The 624-nt window shown below is 46.6% G+C and carries 1 protein-coding gene; it reads left to right on the forward strand.

What is annotated here, in order from left to right; genetic code table 11:
- The first annotated feature begins 382 nt into the window (after positions 1 to 382).
- Positions 383 to 517 (forward strand): hypothetical protein, encoded by a 135-nt coding sequence (locus Afil_RS11165; protein WP_255658396.1) that lies wholly within the window; start codon positions 383 to 385, stop codon positions 515 to 517.
- The last annotated feature ends 107 nt before the right edge of the window (positions 518 to 624 follow it).

Raw genomic sequence — 624 nt, forward strand, 5'->3', positions numbered from 1 at the left:
CCCGCTATAAAGGGCCGCTCCAGAAATTTTCACTCGCTCCTCGTCCAGCGAGGTGTTTTGAGCCTTCGAAACGGCCAAATGTTTCAACTACCAAAAAACGAATTTACACAAAATTTTTGACATACCCATTTTCTCCCAGTGCCATTCGGTTAGACGTTTTAAAGAAAGGCCAAATCATCCATTTGAGATGATTTGGCCTTTCTTGTTGGACGGCTCATTTCGCGGTTTCAAAACTTGTACAAAAGTGATAATTGGCAAATCCGCGAGGCCCTTCGGGCATAATCCAGAGGCGCTTAGAGGGGGTTGTTTTTCCCCCTTTCCCCACTGGAAAGGGCCCGTTGGTCGAAGGAGAGCAGCATCGACGGCCCAGGCAGGATCTGAAATGAACCGTATTGACTCGAATATGATCCGCATTGAGCTGTATCTGACCCGCAACGACACGAATGAGATCCGCATTGACCTGTATTTATCCCGAATTGAGTCGTGCAGAAGTCGAAACGAAGTAAGCGTCAAATAAAAGACGGGTATTTTCTCGACCGCCTCCTTGGGATAATTCCTTTATTCAAGGAGGCTTTTTCATGGAATCAATCATCCCTGCAATCGATCTCGGTATCGATTTCTCCA

The organism is Allobaculum fili (assembly GCF_020969955.1).
In the GTDB taxonomy this organism is placed as follows: Bacteria; Bacillota_I; Bacilli_A; order Erysipelotrichales; family Erysipelotrichaceae; genus Allobaculum; species Allobaculum fili.

Bases quoted from the DNA above. Each gene is read 5' to 3' on its own strand.
- Afil_RS11165 (WP_255658396.1), top strand. From the start codon at position 383: ATGAACCGTATTGACTCGAATATGATCCGCATTGAGCTGTATCTGACC.